This is a genomic window from Janthinobacterium sp. GW821-FHT03A03, assembly GCF_059421435.1.
On the sequence record NZ_JBWKUZ010000004.1, the window covers coordinates 1 to 16,206 of the forward strand.

13 protein-coding genes are annotated in these 16,206 nt (G+C 66.5%); 5 read left to right on the top strand and 8 right to left on the bottom strand.

Going from position 1 to position 16,206, the window contains the following annotated elements; all coding sequences use genetic code 11:
* The 5 genes from AC07VI_RS11000 to AC07VI_RS11020 form a co-directional block, all read left to right on the top strand.
* Nucleotides 1-442: response regulator (locus tag AC07VI_RS11000; protein WP_494808791.1), on the top strand; the 442-nt coding region annotated here is incomplete at its 5' end.
* Between the two features lie 145 nt (nucleotides 443-587).
* A complete protein-coding gene (locus tag AC07VI_RS11005; protein WP_226935623.1) occupies nucleotides 588-2,312 on the top strand; it encodes a cache domain-containing sensor histidine kinase in 1,725 nt (574 codons plus the stop codon).
* 75 nt (nucleotides 2,313-2,387) lie between these two features.
* The gene (locus AC07VI_RS11010; protein ID WP_193068848.1) at nucleotides 2,388-5,993 is read left to right on the top strand and encodes a response regulator; all 3,606 of its coding nucleotides are present in this window, start codon (nucleotides 2,388-2,390) and stop codon (nucleotides 5,991-5,993) included.
* Entirely contained in the window at nucleotides 5,990-6,982 is a 993-nt protein-coding gene (locus tag AC07VI_RS11015; protein WP_086147377.1) for a response regulator, read from the top strand. The genes AC07VI_RS11010 and AC07VI_RS11015 overlap by 4 nt, the downstream gene beginning before the upstream one ends.
* 79 nt (nucleotides 6,983-7,061) lie before the next feature.
* Complete coding sequence (locus AC07VI_RS11020; RefSeq protein ID WP_264296471.1) at nucleotides 7,062-7,187, top strand: hypothetical protein; 126 nt, start codon at nucleotides 7,062-7,064, stop codon at nucleotides 7,185-7,187.
* A 7-nt stretch (nucleotides 7,188-7,194) separates the two neighbouring features.
* Here the strand turns inward: AC07VI_RS11020 and AC07VI_RS11025 are convergent, their stop codons facing one another.
* From AC07VI_RS11025 to narH, 8 genes are all read right to left on the bottom strand, one after another.
* Entirely contained in the window at nucleotides 7,195-8,406 is a 1,212-nt protein-coding gene (locus AC07VI_RS11025; protein WP_492993893.1) for an NnrS family protein, read from the bottom strand.
* A 125-nt stretch (nucleotides 8,407-8,531) separates the two neighbouring features.
* Entirely contained in the window at nucleotides 8,532-9,194 is a 663-nt protein-coding gene (locus AC07VI_RS11030; protein ID WP_086147379.1) for a response regulator, read from the bottom strand.
* A 22-nt stretch (nucleotides 9,195-9,216) separates the two neighbouring features.
* Entirely contained in the window at nucleotides 9,217-11,118 is a 1,902-nt protein-coding gene (locus AC07VI_RS11035) for a type IV pili methyl-accepting chemotaxis transducer N-terminal domain-containing protein (protein ID WP_086147380.1), read from the bottom strand.
* A gap of 162 nt (nucleotides 11,119-11,280) precedes the next feature.
* Nucleotides 11,281-12,267, bottom strand: a complete 987-nt coding sequence (gene moaA, locus AC07VI_RS11040) for a GTP 3',8-cyclase MoaA (RefSeq protein WP_086147381.1) — start codon at nucleotides 12,265-12,267, stop codon at nucleotides 11,281-11,283.
* Between the two features lie 88 nt (nucleotides 12,268-12,355).
* Nucleotides 12,356-13,117, bottom strand: a complete 762-nt coding sequence (locus tag AC07VI_RS11045) for a peptidylprolyl isomerase (RefSeq protein WP_492993890.1) — start codon at nucleotides 13,115-13,117, stop codon at nucleotides 12,356-12,358.
* 139 nt (nucleotides 13,118-13,256) lie between these two features.
* The gene (gene narI / locus AC07VI_RS11050; protein ID WP_099375407.1) at nucleotides 13,257-13,943 is read right to left on the bottom strand and encodes a respiratory nitrate reductase subunit gamma; all 687 of its coding nucleotides are present in this window, start codon (nucleotides 13,941-13,943) and stop codon (nucleotides 13,257-13,259) included.
* 34 nt (nucleotides 13,944-13,977) lie between these two features.
* The gene (gene narJ, locus AC07VI_RS11055) at nucleotides 13,978-14,634 is read right to left on the bottom strand and encodes a nitrate reductase molybdenum cofactor assembly chaperone (RefSeq protein ID WP_086147384.1); all 657 of its coding nucleotides are present in this window, start codon (nucleotides 14,632-14,634) and stop codon (nucleotides 13,978-13,980) included.
* 21 nt (nucleotides 14,635-14,655) lie between these two features.
* Nucleotides 14,656-16,206, bottom strand: a complete 1,551-nt coding sequence (narH, locus tag AC07VI_RS11060; RefSeq protein ID WP_086147385.1) for a nitrate reductase subunit beta — start codon at nucleotides 16,204-16,206, stop codon at nucleotides 14,656-14,658.

The following is a 16,206-nucleotide window of genomic DNA, read 5'->3' on the forward strand; positions in this document are numbered from 1 at the left end:
GGCGCCGGCCGCCCCCGCAGCGGCGCCGGAGCCGGAGGCTGCGGCCGCGCCCCGCATCCTGCTGGTCGAGGACACGGCGCTGAACCGCCAGCTGGTCTGCCTGCAGCTGGGCGGGCGCGGCTACACCATCGATACGGCGGAAAACGGCGAGCTGGGCTTGCTGGCCCTGGCGGCGCGGCGCTACGACCTGGTGCTGATGGATTGCATGATGCCCGTCATGGACGGCTACCAGGCTTGCCTGGCCCTGCGCGCGCGCGAACTGCGCAGCGGCGCGGTGCGCACGCCCGTCATCGCCCTGACGGCGGGCGTCACCGACGACGACAGGCAGCGCTGCATGGACGCCGGCATGGACGACTACCTGTCCAAGCCCTTCACGGCGGCCCAGCTGCGCGAACTGGTGGAGCAGTGGCTGGCACGCCAGGCTGAATCACAGCGACAGTGACCAAATGCAACACTTACCACAAATAATTCAATTTAATCGATAAAATCATTTATATTCGATATAATTGATCGCAGAGAGTAATGCGGCCCGGATCTACGCCCGCCCTCGCGGCGGCGGTCAGGGGAGACATACTGTGGGAGGCGGCATGCGGCACGACATCACACCACCATTGAAATGGCAAGCCCTGCCCTGGGAGCGGCTCGACACGCGCATCGTCCTGTCGGTTTTCGTGGCACTGCTGCTGGCCGGCCTGTGGGCCGTGACCCTGCTGCAGCTCGACCACGCCCGCGACCGCGCCGTCGCCGACGCCCAGCGCGATGCGCGCAGCATGGCGCGGGTCTTCGACGAACATGCGATACGCACCATCGAAGGGGCTGACCAGGCCGTCACCTACCTGCGCGGCCGCTACAACGCGCTGGGCGACAAGCTCGACATCGTTACCGACCTGCAGCAGGGACTCAATCCCGGCCCCCTGTACAACCTGTTTACCATCGTCAACGAGCGGGGCGACACGGTACTGACGAGCAAGCCGTTCAAGCCCACCAACCTGGCCGACCGCGAGCACTTCCAGGTGCACGTGCGCGGCGACAGCGGCGAACTGTACATCAGCAAGCCCGTGCTGGGCCGCGTGTCGAAAAAGTGGTCGATTCAGCTGACGCGGCGCATCAATCACCCCGATGGCAGCTTCAAGGGCGTGGTGGTGGCGTCGATGGACCCGTATTACTTCACGCGCCTGTATGACGAGGTCGACCTGGGCAAGAACAGTTCCATCGCCCTCATCGGCACCGATGGCGTCTTGCGCGCGCGCCGCGTCGGCAGCGTCAACACCATTGGCCAGGACGTCGGCGACAGCGCCCTGTTCGCACAGATGCGCGGCAAGACGCGCGGCAGCTTCCTGCAGCGCAGCCCCATCGACGGCGCCCTGCGCTACTACGCGTTTGAAAAGCTGGCGCACTATCCGCTCTACATGCTGATCGGCCTGGACCGCGACACGGTGCTGGCCGACTACGGCTCGCGCCGCGACCAGGCGCTGCTGATGGCGGCCGTCACCAGCGCGCTGATCGTGCTGTCGTGGGCCGCGCTGGTGCTGCTGATCGGGCGCCTGATCGACAGCCGCGCCAGGGCCATCGCCGCCAGTGAAGCCAAGTCGCGCTTCCTGTCGAACATGTCGCACGAGCTGCGCACGCCGCTCAACGGCATCCTCGGCTTTTCCGAGCTGCTGCTGGAGCAGCTGCAGCAGCAGCCCGGACTGGCCGGCCACGCGCATGCCATACGCGCCAGCGGCCGCCAGCTGCTGTCGCTGGTCGAGGCAACCATGGAGCTGAGCGCGCTCGAGGGCGGCCAGCTGCAGCTCAAATGCGCGCCGGAACCGCTGTCCGGCGTGCTGGCCCAGGCCCTGGCGCCGTTCCGCCAGCGGGCGGCGGACCAGGGCATCGCCCTGGACTGGAGCGCCGCCGCGGACGCGCCGTCGCACCTCGTTTGCGACCGTCCCCGCCTGGTGCGCCTGCTCGCCATCCTGCTCGACAACGCGCTGCGCTTCACGCCCGCCGGCCGCGTCGACGTGCGCGTGGCGCGCCACGCGGGCCAGTTGCGCATCGCCGTGCGCGACACGGGCGTCGGCATCGCGCAGGCGCAGCAGGCCGGCATCTTCGAGAAATTCTCGCAGGCGGACGACACGCCCAGCCGTGCCCACGGCGGCGCGGGCCTGGGGCTGGCCATCGCCAGCCACCTGGCTGTCCTGATGGGCGGGCGCATCGCGGTGGAATCGTCGCCAGGCCGGGGCGCCGTGTTCAGCCTCTGCCTGCCGCTGGCCGGCGCGGGGCAAACGGCGGGCCACTTCGACAAATTGACCACACTATCGGCTGAGTAGTTACCGGGAAAAGTTGTTCTTCTTCCATATCCGGTATAGCATCGTCACATGACCCGACTACCAGGTGGCGACGCAGTGCACAGACGACTGATTGAGTGGCTTTTTTTTCTCCTCGGACTGCTGATCATCGGCGCCACCCTGGCTTACCTGCACCTTGCCGAAACGACGCGGCATGCGGCGGCCGAGCGCGAGCGGCTGGAGGTGCTCACGGCGCTGCTGGCAAAAAATATCGAAGTCGACCTGGCCGCCACCAACCTGGTGCTCGAAGGCGTGATCCGCGACTTCCTCGGTCCTGCGGCGGAAACGGGCGCCAGCCAGGCCCTGCCCCGGCGCCTGAGCGCCCTGGTCGACGCCATGCCCGGCGTGCGCACCATGCTGGTCCTCGACGCCAGCGGCAAGCCGCTGGCCACGAATATCCCGGAGTTGATGCAACAGGATTTTTCGCGCCGCGGCTACTTCCAGACCGTGCGCGACGCGCCCGACGCGCACATGCTGTACCTGTCGCCGCCCTTCCGCTCGTTCAAGAATGACCTGGTGATGACGGCGGCGCGCATGGTGCCGGACCGGCAGGGCCGCTTCGCGGGGCTGGTGATGGCCACTTTCGACCCCGAATACTTCACGGGCAAGTTCCGCACCGCCATGTATGCGGCCGACGTGTGGGCCGTGGTGCTGCATGGCGACGGGCGCCAGTTCCTCAACTACCCGGCCAAGGGCGCCGTCGACGGCAGCAACCTGGACGTGCCAGGCAGCTTCCTGCGGCGCCTGCGCGACAGCGGCCAGCCATCGGCAGTGCTCGACGGCGTGCTGGTGCCCGGCCAGCCTGCCAGCCCGCCGCGCACGATGGCCATGGCCACGATCGCGCCGCCGGCGCTGCACATGGACCGCGCGCTGATCATCGGCCTGAGCCGCGAGGAAGCGGCCATCGCCGCCCCGCTGCGGCGCCAGGCCGTCGGCTATGCCATCTTCTTTGCCATCCTGGCCGCCACCGGAAGCGCGCTGCTGTACTGGAGCCAGCGGCGCCGGCGGCACCTGGCCGCCTGGCACGCGCAGCAGGAAAGCGCGCGCCAGGCCATGCAGGCCGTATCGGACAGCGAGACGCGCTTTCGCACGCTGATCGAAGATGCGCCGCTGGCCATCGCCATCCTGCGCCATGGCCGCTTCGTCTATTCGAATCCCCGCTACCGCCACCTGCACGGCTACGCCCTCGAGGATGACTTGAGCGGCCTGCCGTGGCGCAGCATGCTCACGGCAGAATCGCAGGCGGCGCTGGCGAGCAGCGAGGCGCTGATCGAGGCCGATTCCGCCAGCGAGCAGGTATTCGAAGCCGTCGGCCTGGACAAGCAGGGGCGGCCCGTGCCCGTCCTCAAGACGACGGCCCGCGTGATGCTCAAGGATGGGCCGGCAACGCTGATCTTCGTGCAGGATATTTCCGCGCAAAAGCAGGCCGAGGAAGCCATGCTGCTGGCCCGCGACGGGGCCGAGGCGGCCAACCGCAGCAAGGCCGAATTCCTCGCCAACATGAGCCATGAGATCCGCTCTCCCCTCAATGCCATCCTCGGCATGGCCTGGCTGCTGGAGAGGGGCAGCCTCGATGGCGAGGCGCTGCTGATGGCGCGCAAGATCCGCGCCGCCGGCCAGTCGCTGCTCGGCATTATCAACGATGTGCTGGACGTGTCGAAAATCGAAGCGGGCCATATGCACATCGAACAGGCGCCGTTCCGCCTGGCCGAGGTGATCGAAAAGATCGCCGCCAGCATGGGCGTGGCCGTGCATGACAAGCCCATCGCCGTGCGCATCGGCCCACTGCCGGACGGCGTCGACCATGCGCTGGGCGATGCGCTGCGGCTCGAGCAGGTGCTGGTCAACCTCACCAGCAACGCCATCAAGTTCACGGCGCAGGGCTCGGTCGAGCTGCACACGGCGCTGGAGAGCCGCGAAGGCGACGCCGCCGTGTTGCGCTTCAGTGTGCGCGACACGGGCATCGGCATCGCTCCCGAGGTGCAGGAAACCATCTTTTCCGCCTTCACCCAGGCCGATACCTCCACCACGCGCCGCTTCGGCGGCACGGGCCTGGGCCTGACCATCTGCCGCCAGCTGGTGCGCCTGATGGGCGGCGCCCTGAGCCTGAAAAGCGCCCTGGGACAGGGCAGCGAATTCAGTTTCACGGCGCCGCTGCAACTGCTGCCCGCACGGCCGCGCTGCGTGCCCGACATGCAGGGCCTGCACGTGCTGCTGGCCGACGGCCACGCCGCCACCCGCGCAGTGGTCAGCGCCGTGGCGCAGGGCCTGGGCTGGAGCGTGCATGCGGTCCCTGGCGGCGAAGCGGCGCTCGATTACGCGCTCGACTGCGCCGAGGACGCGCGCCCCGGCGTCGTCCTGCTGGCCGCGCACCTGCCGGACATGGATGGCGAAGCCGTCGCGCGCGCGCTGCGCGAGCACTTGCCGCCGCAGGATTGCCCCGTCGTCATCCTGGCAAACAGCAGCACGCCGGCCACGGCGCCCGCGCGGCGCCACACCGATCCGGATAATCCGGCCGATGCCATCCTCAACGAACCCGTCACGGCTTCGAGCCTGTACAACGCGACGATGGACGCGCGCCAGCGGCGCGCCGAAGCGGCCGGCCTCGATGCCAGCCACGCGGCGCTGGAAGCGCGCCAGCTCGCCGGCGTGCGCGTGCTGGTGGTCGACGACAGCGAAATCAACCGGGACGTGGTGAACCATATCCTGCGCGACCAGGGTGCCCTGCCCTCGTTCGCCTGCGACGGACGCCAGGCGCTGGACTGGCTGCTGGAGCACCCCGACGATGTCGACATTGTGCTGATGGACGTGCAGATGCCCGTCATGGATGGCTTGCAGGCCACGCGCGCGCTGCGCCAGCTGCCGCAGTTCCACGACCTGCCCGTGGTGGCGCTGACGGCGGGGGCATTCCAGACGCAGCAGACAGCGGCGCTGGAAGCGGGCATGAACCATTTCATCAGCAAGCCGTTCGACGTGCCGCAGACCATCGCCCTGATCGCGCGCGTGCACCGCCGCCATGCGCAGGGTCTGCCGGCCCTGCCGCCGGCCATCAGCGCGGCGGCGATGCCCGTGCCGCCGGCCGGCGCGGCGCCCGTGATCGACCTGGCGCAAGGACTGGCGCAGTGGCTCGATGAAGCGCCGTACCGCCAGCACCTGTCGCGTTTTGGCGCCACCTACCACAATACGGTCGCCACCATGCGCGCCCTGCTGGCGGCCAATGCACGCGACGACGCCGCCGCGCTGGCGCACAAGCTGGCGGGGGTGGCGGGCAGCCTGGCCCTGCCCGCCACCCTGCACGCGGCCCAGCGCGCGGAGCAGCTGCTCCACGCCGGCAACGACGCGGCCGCCGCGCTCGACGCCCTGGAACAGGCCCTGGCGCACGCCATCGATGCCGTCACGGCATTCACGGCGCAGACGCCGCCGCCCGGCCAGCCTGCCACGGCCGCCAGCGCGCCGGCCGGCGTGCTGCTGGCGCGCCTGCTCGACGCGCTCGACCGCGACGATCCGGCGCCGGCCGAAGCGCTGCTGCAGGAGCTCGGGCAGGTGCTGCCAGCGGGCAGCCTCGACGCCTTGCGCAGTCATCTTGCCGACTTTGATTTTCGCGGCGCCGAGCGGGCCACGCGCCAGCTGGCCGACAGCCTGGCGGCGGGAGTGCCGGGATGAAGCTGCCGACCGTGCTGGTGGTCGATGACGAGCCGACGAACCTGAGCCTGCTGCGCTCCATCCTGGCCGACGCGTACCACCTGGTCTTCGCCTGCAATGGCAGGGATGCGCTGGCGGCCGTGCTCAAGCACCGCCCGGCGCTGGTGCTGCTCGACGTGGGCCTGCCGGACATCGACGGCTATGCGCTGTGCCCCCAGCTGCGCCAGATCGATCCCACGCAAGCGATGCAGGTGATCTTCGTCACGGCATATGGCGGCACGCAGCAGGAATCGGCCGGCTTCGAGGCGGGCGCCGTCGACTACATCGTCAAGCCCGTTTCCGCGCCCATCGTGCGCGCCCGCGTGGCGGCCCACCTGTCGCTGGTGCGCGCCACGGCACTCGAACGCAGCTACCGCGACGCCATCGAGATGCTCGGTCATGCGGGTCACTACAACGATACGGACACGGGCGAGCATATCTGGCGCATGGCCGCCTATGCGGCAGCCCTGGCCCGCGCCGCCGGCTGGGATGCCGAACGCTGCGCCCGGCTCAAGCTGGCCGCCGCCATGCACGACATGGGCAAGCTGGGCATTCCCCAGGCCATCCTGCGCAAGCCGGGGCCGCTCGACGAGGCCGAATGGGCCATCATGCGCACGCATCCGAAAATCGGCTACGACATCCTGTCGCGCAGCGAGGCACCCGTTTTCCGCCTGGCGGCCGAGGTGTCGCTGCGCCACCACGAGAAATGGGACGGCAGCGGCTATCCGGACGGACTGCGCGGCGAAGAGATACCGCAATCGGCTCGCATCGTCTCCCTGGCCGACGTCTTCGACGCGCTCAGCATGTGCCGCCCCTACAAGCCGGGCTGGCCCGTCGACGACATCATCGCTCACCTGAAAGCGGGCGCCGGCAGCCATTTCGACCCTTGGCTGGCGCAGTTGTTCGTCGAACTGATGCCGCAACTGCTGGCGATCAAGGAGCAGTTCGACGACGTGGAGACAGTCGCATGACGCCGGCGCCATACCAGAAAGTCACCATGGATGCGCACACCGATGGTAAACTTGCCAACATGAAAATTTGGGGAACGCTATGATCTGGTGCAGGGATTTGCTGCTGAAGGCCTTCATGTTGGGCATGCTGCTGTTCGTCGTGGGCGAATCGCTGTCCTACTGGGCGCCGGAAATCAAGAAGCTGCTGGCCTGGCGTCCTTTCTGACGGCGGTTCAACCTTCGCGCCCATCCACCCGGGCGCGCCACAGGTAAGGCGCATACACGACGGCATACAGCACGAAGGCCAGCGTCCAGCACAGGCCTGCCGCCAGCAGCGCGGGCATGAGCAGCGGAGCGGGGCCGACGGCGCCCAGCAGGCGCGCCAGCGCGCCCAGCTGGATCAGCCAGTACATGCCCGCCTCTGACCTGCCGCCCTGCAGGGGCCGCCCCGTGTGGCCCAGGGTGGTGCGCGTCATCATGCCGATGATCAGTCCCGCCATCGATCCCACCGTCAGCGCGTGAAACGCGGCGCTGGCCGGCAGCAGGTGCAGGCTGGCGGCCGCCAGCAGCGCAAAACCGATGCCTATCCACGCATACGACAGGTGCAAAATCCACAGTAGCGGCACGCGCACGGTGCGCTGCGGCTGCCAGGCCAGCAGATTGGCCAGCGATACGGCTGCCGCGCACAAGGCCAGCGGCGCCGTCACCGCGCCCGGCGCACCGGCCAGCCAGGCAATCGCGGCGGCCGCCATGCAGGCCACGGCGATCATGGCCCGCTGCGGACTGGCCACGGGCGTGCTGCCAGGTGCGCCATTGCGGGTAAACATGGGGATGACGCGCGCGCCGATCACCGATTCGATCAGCACGATGATGAAGATGGCCGCCTGCACGGGCATGAACAGCGACAGCGGCAGCCAGCCCAGCACGGCCGCGTGGAACAGGCCGTTGGCCAGCGCCAGTAACGCCAGCAAACCGACCAGGAACAGGTTGCGCGTATTGCCCGAACGGCGCAGCACCTGGTACAGGGGCCAGGCGGCCAGCGGCAGGAACAGCCAGTCGACCAGCGCCGCCGCCACGCCTGGAAAGCACAGCATGGCCACGCGCCCGGCCAGCCACAGGCCGACCAGCGCCATCAGCGCCCCCCCGCGCGGCGTCGGCAAGCCCGTCCAGTTGCGCCCCGCCGTGTACAAAAAGCCCACGACGACGGCCACGGCAAAGCCGAATACCATCTCGTGCATGTGCCAGCCCAGGCCCACCTGCAGGCCGCCAGCCGGCACGCCGGAATAGCTGGCCAGCCACAGCGGTATGCTGATGGCCGCAAACACGGCCGCCAGCAGGTAGAACGGGCGGAAACCCAGCTGCCAGACGGCGTGGCCGGCGTGCCAGGGAGCGGCGCCGGTGGCGGCGGGAGAAGAAGATGGTTCGCTGATCGGGGTGATGGCCATGATGGACTCGCGCTAAAGATATATTCAATATACTACTTTAAAAGCGCGAACACCGCCATCGGCATAAAGGACTAGAGATAATATCCATGGGGTCCGGCCCGGCGGGTCAGACCCCATCTACTCGGCTACTTGCCCTGGCGGTGCTCGACCGCGTACACGGCCGCCTGCACGCGGCTGGTGAGGTTGAGTTTTTTCAGCACGTTCTGCACGTGGATCTTGACCGTGCTTTCGGCCAGGTCCAGCGTGCGCGCGATGCCCTTGTTGCTTTCGCCGCGCGACAGGCAGTCGATGATTTCCTTTTCGCGCGGCGTGAGCTTGTCGAGCTCCGACACGGGCTCCTCGCGCCGCGTGCCCGCCTGCAGCTGCGCCACCAGCTTGCCCGTCATCGCTTCGGCGATGACGACTTCGCCGGCGGCCGCGCGGCGGATGGCGCGCACCAGGTAGTCCGCGTCGATGTTCTTGATCAGGTAGCCGCAAGCGCCCGCGCGCAGGGCCGTGGCCAGGTCTTCGGCGTCTTCGGACACGGTCAGCATGACGATGGCCGTGTCGGGACAGTCGTGCTGCATCAGCTGCAGCGCTTCCACGCCGGACATGCCGGCCATGTTCAGGTCCAGCAGCACGACGTCGGGCTGCAGCTGGATGGCGCGCTTGATGCCTTCGACGCCATCGGCGGCCTCGCCCACCACGGAAAACTCCGTGTGGCGCTGCAGCAGCGAGCGTATGCCGCTGCGGAACAGCGCGTGGTCGTCCACCAGCATGACGGTGATCGGTTTATCGGGAGTCTCCATTTTTGTACTTTCTGATAGTGGCTTAGGCGGTGCGGCGCTGCTCGCGCGACAAATGCAGTTCGACCGTGGTGCCGCCGCCAGGGCAGGCATGCACGTCGAACGTGGCCTCGATGCGCTGCGCGCGCTCGCGCATGATGTGGATGCCGACATGGCTGTCGCCCTTTTCCAGCACGGCGGCGGCGTCGAAGCCGACGCCATTGTCGCTGATCGTCAGGGTAAAGTCCTGGTGATCGGCCAGGCGCACCTCGACGTGGCTGGCCTGGGCATGCTTGCGGATGTTCGACAGCGCTTCCTGCACGATGAATAATAGCTGCAATTGCTGCTCGCGGGGGAATGGCGCGCCGTCGACATCTGCCAGCAGTTCGGCGTCGATGCCCGTCTGGCGGCGGAATTTGTCCACCGCCGCGCGCAATGAGCCGATCAGGTCGTCCTCCATCAGGCGGCTGCGGAAGTTCGCCAGCAGTTCGCGCACGTCCTCGTAGCTTTCCTTCACGCCCGCGTGCAGGGCCGGCACGATGCCCGCCACCTCGTCGAAACGGGCGTTACGCACGGAGTCGTCGAGCATCTGCACCTGCAGGTTGAGGAAATTGAGGCTTTGCGCGATGCTGTCGTGCAGGCCCTGCGCCACCAGATTGCGCTCCTCGGAAATGGCCATTTCGCGCTCGCGCGCGGCCAGGCGCAGGTTTTCCAGCGCGATGCCCAGCAACTGGCCCAGGGTTTCCAGCAAGGCCAGCTCGCGCGCGGAGAACACGCGCGCATGGCGGAAATGCAGGTTGAAAAAGCCCAGGTGCTGCTCGTGCGCGTGGATGTGGAAGACGGAGACGGTGGCAAAGCCCTCGCGGTGGCAGCGCAGCTCGTGCGCCTTGTCGATGCGGCGCATGTCGTGCACCTTCGCCACCTTCATCTCGACGGCCGTGCCGCACAGGCAGTCGCCCACCTTCAGGCAATGCTCGGACGCCACCAGTTCCTCGGACAGGCCAGTATGCACCACCATGTGCAGGTTGCCCCGCTCGGCGTCGAGCACGCGCACGGTGGAGCCGTCGGCTTCGAAATAATCGACGATGCGCTGCATGAAGCCGCCGCAAATGTCTTCCAGGGGCTGCGGGCGCTGCAAAAAGGCCGCGCTTTCATACAGCAGCGCCAGTTCGCGGTTGCGGTATTCGAGGGTGGCCGTCTTGCTGCGCACGCCCTCTTCCAGGTTGCCGTACAGCGCCTGCAGGCGGTCGGCCATCTGGTTGAAGCCGCTGGCCAGCTGGCCGAATTCGTCATTGCTCTCGACGGCCAGGCGCACGCTGAAATCGCGCTCCTTCATGCGTTGCATGCCCAGCCGCAGGCGCGTCACCGGTTCGATGATCAGCATGAACATCAGATAAATCATGCTGACGGTGCCGATGACGGCCATGCCCACGAGGATCAGCTGCGAAGCGCGCAGCCAGAAGGTGCGCTGTTCGCTGTCGTGTTCGATCAGACGCACCAGTTGGTCGACCCGGCCGACAAAGGTATCGGCTTCGTGCTCGAACTGGCGCGCGCGCGCGGCCGAATCGGCCGCCAGCGCGGCCGGACGCAGGCTGCCGCGCCAGTCCAGGCCGATGCGCTCGAATTCCGCCTTGATGGCGGTGCTGGGGGGCAGGAACAAGGGGCGCTGCGGATCGCCGTGGGCGATCTTGGCCAGGGTCTCGTCGATGAGCAGTACCTGGCGCTGCGCCTGCTGGCCGGCGTCGCTGGCGATCAGCAAGGTCAAACGATAGGTTTGCATGCGCAGCCGGCCCGTCTCGTTGATGGCCGCCGAACTGCCTTCGAGCTGCCACGACAAGAACAGGGTGCAGCCGATGGCACTCAAGGCCAGCACCAGCATGAGCAGCAGCGCGCCGACGATCTTGGTCGACAGCTTCTGCCAGGAGGAAAACATCGCCTTCAATTTCATAGTTCCTTTTGCCTTAACAAGCACACCCCTGGCGCCGCGACACCTGGCAAAACCGTAGCGAGCGGCAGTGATCTGTGGCCGGGAAGCGCAACCGTACTCTAGTACGGTGAGCATCGCGAGCCGCAAAGCGCGCCGCGCAGCAGGTTTGGTCAGTTGTCCATGCTAGCCGCCCGTCTGCGCCATGAACCGGATAATCTTGTCCGGCTGCGTATTGAAATCATGCTGCTGCGGCTTGAGTTCGATGGCGGCGCGGATCGCCGCCTCGATCTCTGCATCCGTGGCCCCGCCGCGCAGCATGGGGCCAAACGCGAATTTCTCTTCCTGGCCCAGGCACAGGTACAGGGTACCATCGACGGACAGGCGCACGCGGTTGCAGGTGGCGCAAAAATGCTGCGACATGGGCGTGATGAAGCCGATGCTCGAGCGTCCATCGGGGGTCGCCATGTAGCGCGCCGGCCCGCCACCCAGTTCCACCGCCTGCTGCACCAGGCCGAAACGGGCCGCCAGGCGCTCGCGCACGGGGCCCAGCGGCATGTAGCTGGCATTGCGCCCCGTGCTGCCCATCGGCATGGCTTCGATCAGGCGCAGGATAAACTGCTGCTCGATGCAGAAGGCCGCCATGGCCTCGATCTGGCCGTCATTAACGCCGCGCATGGCCACCATATTGATCTTGATCGGGTCGAAACCGGCCGCCTTGCCCGCCATCAGGCCGTCTAGAATGGGCTGCAGGCTGTCGCGCCCCGTGATCTGCTGCATGCAAGCGCGGTCCAGCGAATCGAGGCTGACGTTGATGCGGTCCACGCCCGCCGCGCGCAAGGCCACGGCGTGCTTGCCCAGCTGGGTGGCGTTGGTCGACAGCGACAGGTCGTCCAGACCGGGCAGCGCGGACAGCCTGTGCGCCAGCTCGGGCAGATTGCGCCGCAACAGGGGCTCGCCGCCCGTCAGGCGCACGCGGCGCGTGCCGAGGCGCACGAAAATGCCCAGCAGGCGCTCGATCTCATTGAACGTCAGCCAGTCCTTCGGTTCCTCGAAACCGCGAAACCCCTTGGGCATGCAATAATTGCAACGCAAGTCGCAACGGTCGGTGACGGACAGCCGCACATAGTCGATCGATCGGCCAAAACGGTCCTTCAACTTGACGCTACCCATGATACAACTCCTGTTTCTTCCTTGATTGTAAAGGCTGGGGCAGAATCTGGCTGTGCCCCAGAAGGCCTAGCGGCCTACGCCTTTTTAGCTATTGCACCAGCGGGCTGGCTGTGCCTTCGACGCTGGCACCTTCCAGTTCGATACCGGCAATCTCTGCGCGTCCCACCAGCAAATGCAGATACTGGTGCACGGCGCGCTGCCATGCCGCCCGCGACAGGCGGTCGGCGATCTGTGCCTGCACGGACTCGTAGGGAATGGCCTGGCCTTCAACGCGGCGCTGCACCTGCACGATGTGGTAACCGAAGCGCGTTTCCAGCAAGTGGCCGGCCAGCGCGCCCTCTTCCAGGCGGAACACGAGCGCGTCGAACTCCGGCACGCTCTGGCCCGGCGACAGCTGGCCCAGGCTCCCGCCCAGGGCGCCGGACGGGCAATTCGAGTACTGTGCCGCCAGTTCGCCGAAGCGCTCGGGCGCCAGCTTCAAGGCGTCGAGCACGGCTTGCGCCGTCGTGCGCAGCAGCTCCAGGGGAGCTTCCGGCGTCACCTGGAACAGGATGTGGCGCGCCTCGACCAGCGCGCCGCTGCGAAACAGCTGCGGGCGCTGCGCATAAAAGGTGCGGCAAGCCGCATCGTCGGCGGGTGGCACGCGCACTTCCTGCGCGAACAACGCCTCGATGCGGTCGTCATCGCTGGCGCCCGGCACGCCGAGGCGTTCGGCCTCGTCCAGCAGCAGCCTGCGCAGCACCAGTTCATGCACGGCCTGTTTCAACGGGTTGCCGGCGCCGTCGTGATGCGGCAGTTCCTGCGCGATGTCGGCATCGTCGATATCGATGCCATTGACGGAGATTCCCATCTTACTTTCCTTCCATAAATAGCCTGAAAAATCGTAGCGAGCGGAGATGAGTTACGGCTGAGAAGCGCAGCTGTGCGGATGCACAGTGAGCATCGCTGGCCGCAAATCGCTACGCGCAGTAGATTTTTCATGGCGTTTTTTAGCGGCGGCGCACCAGCTGATAAGCGCGGCCCAGATATCCGACGGCGCCGAAGCCGCTCCACACGTGCACCAGGCGGGTGAACGGGAAGATGACGAACAGCGACATGCCCATGAACAGGTGCAGCTTGAACACCAGCGGCGCGTCGACGATGAAGCTGGCCGCGTCGCCGCGCAAGGTCACGATGTGCTGCGCCCAGTTCATCAGCAAGACCATCATGTGGCCATCCATGTGCGACGCCGAGACGAAGATCGACGACAGGCCCAGCAACAAGGTCAGCAGGATCCACGCCATCACCAGCTTGTCGCCGGCCGTGGTGACGGCGCGCAGCCGTGCATTGCCGAAGCGGCGCGCCAGCAGGATCAGGATGCCGGCCAGGCACAGGCCGCCCATCACGCCGCCGGCCGCCATGGCCACGCCCTGCTTCAGGCTATGCGACACGCCCAGCGTATCCCACACCCAGACGGGGGTAAGCAGGCCGGCAGCATGGCCGAACAGCAGGCCGATGATGCCGATGTGGAACAGGATATTGCCCAGGCGCAGGCTGCCGCGGTGCAGCAGCTGGCTGGAATCGGACTTCCACGTGTATTGCTCGCGGTCGAAACGGATCAGGCTGCCCAGGAAAAAGATGGCCAGCGCGATGTATGGATAAATGCCATACACAAATTGATGCAAATAATTACTCATGATGTACTCTCCTCATGCGGGCGCAGTGGGCCATTTAGGCGGCGCGCCGCGGCTGCGGGTGAAAATGCACGGGATGGACGCCGCCTGCGACCTGGCCCAGACCTTGGCGCAGCAGCGGCTCGACGCCGTCCGCGCCGGGACCGAAGGTTTCCAGCGCTTCATCCATGTCGCGCACCGGCGGTTCGGCCAGCATTTCTGCCGCCACGGGGCTCAGGCGTTCGAGCAAGGTGAAGACGGGCGCATACGGGCTGCCGTTGGCCGTCAGCTTGCGGCCGATGTGCGCCAGCACGTGGACGGCGTCGCCCAGCAGCGGCGCCGAGACTTCCTCGTCGAGCTGCGCCAAAAACTCCAGGAACAGGGGCACGAAGTCGGGCAAGTCGTCGCCCACCATCTGCAGGCCGTGGCGCTTGTATTCCTCCATCAGGTCGACCATGGCCTGGCCCCGGTCGCGCGATTCGCCGTGGATATGCTCGAACAGGTGCAGCGAGTGCGACGGATTGCGGTCGAACGTGGCCACGTACTGCTGCTGCAGGTCGATCAGGGTACTGCTTCCCAGATGCGCCAGCAGCGGGCGCAGCAGCGCCTGCCACTCGGGCGTCGCTTCCAGTGCCGTATCGAGCTGCGGCAGGTGCGCGATCAGCTCAGGCTCCGGGTACAACAGCAGGCGCGAGAGGACTTGATAGTGATGCATAGCGTGTGTCATATCGTCTCCTTAAGCGCCTGGCGCCGTTTTGCGCGACTTCGGCATCTGCATGAAGATGGCCGAACCGTGTTTTTTCTTGCCGAACAAGGTCGGTTCGCTGCTGCCGTCCGAGCAGCCGTTGCCGAAGCTGAAGCCGCACGAACCCTTCTCGTTGAAGCTGTCCTCGGCCATTTCCTTGTGGCTGCTGGGGATGACGAAGCGGTCTTCGTAGTTGGCGATGGCCATGATGTGGTACATGTCCTCCACCTGCGCCTGGGTCAATCCCACTTGCTTGAGAACCGTGAGGTTTTCCACCTTCTCGACGGTCTTGCTGCGCATGTAGGCACGCATGGCCAGCATGCGGTCCAGCGCCGAGACGATGGGCGGCTGGTCGCCGGCCGTCAGCAAATTGGCCAGGTACTGCACGGGAATGCGCAGGCTTTGCGTGTCCGGCAGCATGCCGTTCACGCCCAGCTTGCCCGATTCGGCGGCCGCCTGGATCGGCGACAGCGGCGGCACGTACCACACCATCGGCAAGGTGCGGTATTCGGGATGCAGCGGGAACGCCACTTTCCACTCGACGGCCATCTTGTAGACGGGCGACTTGACGGCCGCTTCCAGCCAAAGGTCAGGGATGCCCTGGCGGCGCGCCTCGGCGATAATGGCCGGGTCGTGCGGATCGAGGAACAGGTCCAGCTGCGCCTGGTACAGGTCCTGCTCCTGCGGCACGGAGGCGGCAGCCTCGATCTTGTCGGCGTCGTACAGCAGCACACCCAGGTAGCGGATGCGGCCCACGCACGTTTCCGAGCACACGGTAGGCTGGCCCGCTTCGATGCGGGGGAAGCAGAAAGTGCATTTTTCCGCCTTGCCGGACGACCAGTTGTAGTAGATCTTCTTGTACGGGCAGCCGGAGATGCACATGCGCCAGCCGCGGCACTTGTCCTGGTCGATCAGCACGATGCCGTCGTCTTCGCGCTTGTACACGGAGCCGGACGGGCAGGACGCCACGCACGTCGGATTGAGGCAATGCTCGCACAGGCGCGGCAAGTACATCATGAAGGTGTTTTCGAACGTGCCGTACATCTCCTTCTGCATGTTGTCGAACAGCTTGTCCTTGCTGCGCTGGGCAAACTCGCCGCCCAGGTCATCTTCCCAGTTCGGACCCCACTCGATTTTCTCCATCTTTTTCCCCGTCAGCACGGAGATGGGACGGGCCGTCGGCGGCGTCTGCGACAGCGGCGCGCTTTGCAGGTGCTCGTAGTCGTAGGTGAACGGCTCGTAGTACTCGTCGATGGCGGGCAGGTTCGGATTGGCGAAGATATTGGCCAGGATCTTCAAACGGCTGCCCTGGCGCGGCTCGATCTTGCCCGCGTCCGTGCGGCGCCAGCCGCCATTCCACTTATCCTGGTTTTCCCACTGCTTCGGATAGCCGATGCCGGGCTTGGTTTCGACGTTGTTGAACCATGCGTACTCGACGCCGTCGCGGCTGGTCCACACGTTCTTGCAGGTGACTGAACAGGTGTGGCAGCCGATGCACTTGTCCAGGTTCAGCACCATGCCGATTTGCGCTCTGATTTTCAT

What these genes read in the sequence shown, in the direction of transcription:
- AC07VI_RS11005 (WP_226935623.1), top strand. Translation starts at nt 588, where the DNA reads ATGCGGCACGACATCACACCACCATTGAAATGGCAAGCCCTGCCCTGG.
- AC07VI_RS11015 (WP_086147377.1), top strand. Translation starts at nt 5,990, where the DNA reads ATGAAGCTGCCGACCGTGCTGGTGGTCGATGACGAGCCGACGAACCTG.
- AC07VI_RS11020 (WP_264296471.1), top strand. Translation starts at nt 7,062, where the DNA reads ATGATCTGGTGCAGGGATTTGCTGCTGAAGGCCTTCATGTTGGGCATG.
- AC07VI_RS11025 (WP_492993893.1), bottom strand. Translation starts at nt 8,406, where the DNA reads ATGGCCATCACCCCGATCAGCGAACCATCTTCTTCTCCCGCCGCCACC.
- AC07VI_RS11030 (WP_086147379.1), bottom strand. Translation starts at nt 9,194, where the DNA reads ATGGAGACTCCCGATAAACCGATCACCGTCATGCTGGTGGACGACCAC.
- AC07VI_RS11035 (WP_086147380.1), bottom strand. Translation starts at nt 11,118, where the DNA reads ATGAAATTGAAGGCGATGTTTTCCTCCTGGCAGAAGCTGTCGACCAAG.
- moaA (WP_086147381.1), bottom strand. Translation starts at nt 12,267, where the DNA reads ATGGGTAGCGTCAAGTTGAAGGACCGTTTTGGCCGATCGATCGACTAT.
- AC07VI_RS11045 (WP_492993890.1), bottom strand. Translation starts at nt 13,117, where the DNA reads ATGGGAATCTCCGTCAATGGCATCGATATCGACGATGCCGACATCGCG.
- narI (WP_099375407.1), bottom strand. Translation starts at nt 13,943, where the DNA reads ATGAGTAATTATTTGCATCAATTTGTGTATGGCATTTATCCATACATC.
- narJ (WP_086147384.1), bottom strand. Translation starts at nt 14,634, where the DNA reads ATGCATCACTATCAAGTCCTCTCGCGCCTGCTGTTGTACCCGGAGCCT.
- narH (WP_086147385.1), bottom strand. Translation starts at nt 16,206, where the DNA reads ATGAAAATCAGAGCGCAAATCGGCATGGTGCTGAACCTGGACAAGTGC.